The following is a 5,367-nucleotide window of genomic DNA, read 5'->3' as shown; positions in this document are numbered from 1 at the left end:
AGTCATTTATTATATTTCTACAATTATAGAAAAAAGGATTGAAACCGCCATGTACATCCCATTAAAAAATTAAAAAAGTGTTACCCGACAAACGTCAGGTAACACTTTCCTTATACTAATTCCGCAAAATACGGATTAATTCAGACCAAACAAAGCTGCCAAACCTTTATCCACACCTGAGAAACCCATGAATGCCATAGCCAACAATCCGGCTGTAACCAGTGCGATACTCATGCCTCTCATGCTTTTCGGAATGTTTACCAGACTCAACTGTTCGCGAATACCGGCAAACACAATCAGAGCCAGGGCAAATCCTAATGCAGTAGAGAAGGCATATACTACTCCGGTCAGCAAATCATAATTTTTCTGGATTACCAGAATAGTCACACCCAGAATACAGCAGTTGGTTGTAATCAAAGGCAGGAACACTCCCAGTGCCTGATACAGGGAAGGAGAAACCTTTTTCAAGATAATTTCTACCATCTGAACCAATGCGGCAATGACAAGAATGAATGCAATGGTCTGCAAGTAACCCAGACCGAAAGCATCCAGCACGAACTTCTGAATGACGTATGTCACGATAGTGGCCAGCGTCAACACGAAGGCTACCGCAGCTCCCATACCCATGGCTGTTTCCACCTTCTTGGAAACTCCCAAAAACGGACAGATGCCGAGGAATTGTGACAACACTACGTTGTTCACAAAAATGGCGGTGATAAATATCAATATATATTCCATATCTTTCTATTTTTAAGGGTTATGCTTTTTTCAAACGGTTTACAATCGCAATAAGGTATCCCAGTACAATGAAAGCACCTGGAGCCAATACGAAAATCAGCATCCCGTAATCTTCTGGCATAATAGTAATGTTGAACAACTTTCCGGTACCCAGGAATTCACGTACACCGCCCAGCAAAGTCAATGCAATGGTAAATCCAAGTCCCATACCCAGTCCGTCGAAGAAAGAAGACACGGCATTATTCTTGGCTGCAAATGCTTCGGCACGACCCAGCAAGATACAGTTCACTACAATCAACGGGATGAACAATCCCAACGTAGCGTACAGTGCCGGCACGTATGCCTGCATCACCATCTGAAGCAAAGTTACGAAAGACGCAATGACTACAATAAAAATAGGAATACGTACCATGTCGGGAACTAACCGCTTAATCAAGGAAATTACCACATTGGAACATACCAGCACGAACAACGTAGCCAATCCCATACCCATACCGTTGATGGCGGAAGAAGTTGTTCCCAAGGTAGGACACATACCCAACAGAAGCACAAACGTAGGATTCTCTTTTACAATCCCATTCATTAACACTTTAAAATTATTCATAGCCTGTCCTCCTTATTTAACGGGTTCCACATTCGTTGTATCACTCACAGCTTCTTCAGCCGGCTTTTCCTGCTGAGTAGCTCCGCTGGCTCCATCTACATACTGATTCTTATAGGCTGCATACGCATTGTTCACAGCCAACAAAAAAGCACGCGAGGTAATGGTAGAGGCCGTAATGGCATCAATATCCCCTCCATCCTTGCTGACACTCAAAGGAGCTTCTCCAGGGTTCTTTCCGGTGATGTCACCTTTGGCACCTTTCTTGAACCAGTCGGCTGCCTTTGAACCAAGTCCCGGAGTTTCTGCATGGCTCAAAAGAGAATAATCGATAATCTTACCTTCATTGTCAAAACCGACTAATACAGTCAGCGCTCCACCAAAACCGTTGGCAGCCGATTCTACTGCTGCTCCGATAGGCTGTCCGTTTTTAGTAGCCTTGTAAATCTTATAAGTGGCACCATTGACTTCTACAGTTTCAGGAGCTTCAGCCGGATTGTTATCGAAACCGGGAACTACCACTGCAATGGCATCACTCAAAGTCTTGGCATTCGCCTGGGCAATAGGTTCAGCAGTCACATCGTTCACCCAGCCCAGCAAACCTCCGGCCAGTACGGAAAATCCGGTCAGTGCCAGAGCCATATTCTTTAAAGATGATTCTAATTTTTTCATTTCTTCACTACCTCCCCGAAACGTTTTGGTTTGCAATATGTATTAATCAACGGAGTGAATGCGTTCATGATGAAAATAGCGAACGACATACCTTCCGGATAGGCACCGAAAGTACGGATTACCACTGTCAGGAAACCGATGGCCACACCGTAAATCAACATTCCTTTGTGAGTCATAGGTGAAGTCACATAGTCTGTAGCCATGAAAATCGCACCTAACATCAAACCTCCGGTAAACAGATGTGCCAATGGAGAAGCATATACTTCAGGATTAGCCAGGTGCATCAGACCTGAGAACACAAATACGGTTGCCAGAATGGAAACCGGAATATGCCAGGAGATAATCTTTTTCCACAACATATAGACGAGTCCCAATAACAGAGCCAAAGCACTTACTTCACCGATACATCCCGGATTGTTACCCAGGAACAAAGACATGGTGTCAGGCAACTGGCTCAGCGCATTTGCATCGCCATGTACCGCCATCTTCATCAATGCCAACGGAGTAGCAGTAGTTTCTGCATCCGTATAGCTGGTCAACTGGCCAACTACCGGCCAAGAGGTCATCTGCACAGGAAAAGAAATCAGCAGGAAAATACGTCCTACCAAAGCCGGGTTGAACGGATTACATCCCAAACCACCAAAAGTCATCTTCCCAATACCGATAGCCACCAATGCACCGATGATAATAATCCACAACGGCAGATTAGAAGGCAAGTTGAATGCCAGCAACACACCAGTCAGGACGGCCGATCCGTCCATGATAGTAGTACGCTCACGCTTTAATATGAATTTGGTGATAGCCCATTCAAAAAACAAGCATGCAATGACAGAAGTCAGTGTCACCACCACTGCTCCTAAACCAAACATGTAGAAAGATACAAGCAAGGCCGGTATCAGCGCAATCAATACGCCGTACATGTTTTTCTGTACACTGTCGCCACTATGTACATGCGGCGATAAGGATACTATTAATTTGTTTGCCATAAGATTCTCAAATTATTTTTTTGCATTACGTGCACGGATGATACCGCCCACCTTACCTTTACCTAAACGGATGTAATCCAACATCGGACGATGAGAAGGACATGTAAACTGGCATGAACCACATTCGATGCACGACATAATCATTTCGTGCTCCACACGTTCCCAGTCGCCATGGGCCGAACAAGTAGCCAGCAAGAAGGGCTCCAATCCCATCGGGCAGGCACTCACACACTTGGCACAACGGATACATGGCTGAGGCTCTGCACGTCGCGCTTCCTTGTCGTTCATAATCAGCACACCAGAACTACCTTTACAGATAGGAACCTCGGTGTTTACCAAAGCCTTACCCATCATCGGGCCACCTCCGATTACTTTTCCGGTATCTTCCGGCAGACCTCCAGCAGCTTCAATCAGCTGGCTCATCGGAGTACCCATACGGGTCAGGAAATTAGAAGGGTTCTTCAACGACTTGCCTGTTACCGTCACTACACGTTCAAACAAAGGTTTGTTCTTCTGTACAGCTTCATATACCGCATACGCAGTACCCACGTTCTGTACCACTGCACCTACATTGATAGGAATAGCAGGAGGAGCCGGCACCTGACGACCGATTACTGCATCAATCAACTGTTTTTCACCTCCCTGAGGGTATTTCACTTTCAAAGGTACAATTTCAATGCCTGAATAAGCGGCAGCCTTTTCTGTCATTAACTTAATGGCATCGGGTTTATTGTTCTCAATACCAATATAGGCTTTGTTGACCTTTGCTCCCTTCATCAAAATCTGCACACCTACCAGAATTTCATCCGCTTTTTCCAGCATCAGACGATGGTCGGCAGTCAGATAAGGTTCACATTCTACCGCATTGATAATTACACATTCTGCCTTGCATCCGGGAGGAGGAGTCAGTTTCACATGAGTCGGGAAACAAGCACCACCCATACCTACGATACCGGCATTCTTGATTTTTGCGACAATTTCTTCCGGAGTCAGGTTACATTCCTTTACCAAATCCTTGCTACGGTCAATTGTTTCTTCCCATTCATCACCTTCTACGTCAATGAAAATTGCAGGCTTGCGATAGCCGCTTGCATCAATCACGCTGTCTACCTTGTTAACCTTTCCAGACACGGAAGAGAAGATAGCTGCCGAAACAAAGCCTCCCGCTTCGGCGATCTTGGTACCCACCTTTACCACATCGCCTTTCTTTACAATGGCAGTGGCAGGCGCACCAATATGCTGAGACAACGGGAACACCGCCTGCTTAGGAAGTGCAAGCGTTTCAATAGCTTTCCCGGCTGACAATTTATTTTCTGCTGGATGAACTCCACCAATTCTAAACGTCTTCACTTTTATGTTATTTAGTATTATACAATTATAAGATTAAGCCTCTGTATTCTTTGGAGCTTCGGCAGCCGGAGCTGTAGCCGGAGTTACCGTTTCATTCTTTACGGCTTCAGTTTTCGGACTGGCTGCTACAGTTTTCTCTACAGCCGGTTTTTCTGCTGCAGGAGCTTCTGCCCTCGGTTTACGAGGAGGGAAGTTCACTGCGACAATAGCCTGCTGTGGACATTCCATCTCACACTTACGACATGACTTACATTTAGCCGGGTCGATATAGGCCAGGTTGTTCTCCAATGTAATAGCTTCAAACGGACAAACCTTTACGCACTTACCACAGCCGATACAAGCTGCTGCACATGCTTTACGAGCCACAGCACCCTTGTCCTTGTTGACACACTGTACGTACACTCTGCGGTTGTTCTTTCCTTTCGGACGAATCTCAATGATGTTACGCGGACAAGCCTTGCTACAAGCACCACAAGCCGTACATTTTGATTCGTCTACTTCAGGAAGTCCTGTTTCCGGATTCATGTGAATGGCATCAAACTGACAGACTGATACACAATCGCCACATCCAAGACAGCCAAAAGTACAACCTGTCTCGCCTCCGAAAGTAGAATTGGCTACCACACAAGAACGCACTCCGTCGTACTGAGTCAGTTTCGGACGGTTGGCACATGTTCCGTTACATCTCACTACCGCAACTTTCGGTTCTGAAGCTGCTGCTTCTAGTCCCAAAATACTTGCGACCTTCTCCATAGTAGGCTGACCACCTACCGGACACATTTTCCCTTCCAGAGAACCAGCTTTTACACAAGCAGCTGCAAAACCGGAACATCCCGGAAAACCACATCCACCGCAATTGGCTTGAGGAAGCACTTCTGCCACCTGCGCAATTCGGGGATCTTCATACACAGCAAATTTCTTAGAAGCCACGTACAAGATAACATCTGAAATCAAGCCAATGGCACCCAGTGAAATCACTGCAACCAAAATTAAACTCATAATATAAAGTTAGTTTATTAA

The 5,367-nt window shown here is 45.6% G+C and carries 6 protein-coding genes; all 6 read right to left on the bottom strand.

The window, feature by feature from the left end; genetic code table 11:
• Positions 1 to 135: 135 nt before the first annotated feature.
• Genes rsxA through ACMJ0U_RS12595 form a run of 6 tightly spaced genes read right to left on the bottom strand, consistent with a single transcriptional unit; the run spans position 136 to position 5,346 of the window.
• A complete protein-coding gene (gene rsxA, locus ACMJ0U_RS12620; protein ID WP_417130222.1) occupies positions 136 to 738 on the bottom strand; it encodes an electron transport complex subunit RsxA in 603 nt (200 codons plus the stop codon).
• Positions 739 to 757: 19 nt separating this feature from the next.
• Positions 758 to 1,342 (bottom strand): electron transport complex subunit RsxE, encoded by a 585-nt coding sequence (gene rsxE / locus ACMJ0U_RS12615; protein ID WP_417130221.1) that lies wholly within the window; start codon positions 1,340 to 1,342, stop codon positions 758 to 760.
• Positions 1,343 to 1,354: 12 nt separating this feature from the next.
• Positions 1,355 to 2,011 (bottom strand): RnfABCDGE type electron transport complex subunit G, encoded by a 657-nt coding sequence (locus tag ACMJ0U_RS12610; RefSeq protein WP_417130220.1) that lies wholly within the window; start codon positions 2,009 to 2,011, stop codon positions 1,355 to 1,357.
• The gene (locus ACMJ0U_RS12605) at positions 2,008 to 2,997 is read right to left on the bottom strand and encodes an RnfABCDGE type electron transport complex subunit D (protein ID WP_417130219.1); all 990 of its coding nucleotides are present in this window, start codon (positions 2,995 to 2,997) and stop codon (positions 2,008 to 2,010) included. Before ACMJ0U_RS12605 ends, ACMJ0U_RS12610 begins: the two co-directional genes overlap by 4 nt.
• 12 nt (positions 2,998 to 3,009) lie before the next feature.
• Positions 3,010 to 4,347 (bottom strand): electron transport complex subunit RsxC, encoded by a 1,338-nt coding sequence (gene rsxC / locus ACMJ0U_RS12600; protein ID WP_417130218.1) that lies wholly within the window; start codon positions 4,345 to 4,347, stop codon positions 3,010 to 3,012.
• A gap of 33 nt (positions 4,348 to 4,380) precedes the next feature.
• A complete protein-coding gene (locus tag ACMJ0U_RS12595; RefSeq protein ID WP_417130217.1) occupies positions 4,381 to 5,346 on the bottom strand; it encodes a Fe-S cluster domain-containing protein in 966 nt (321 codons plus the stop codon).
• Positions 5,347 to 5,367 lie beyond the last annotated feature (21 nt).

Origin of the sequence: Phocaeicola sp. (assembly GCF_048170425.1) — a bacterium.
Classification (GTDB): Bacteria; Bacteroidota; Bacteroidia; order Bacteroidales; family Bacteroidaceae; genus Phocaeicola.
The sequence above is the reverse complement of the archived record's forward strand: the minus strand, read 5'-3'. Positions and strand labels throughout refer to the sequence as shown.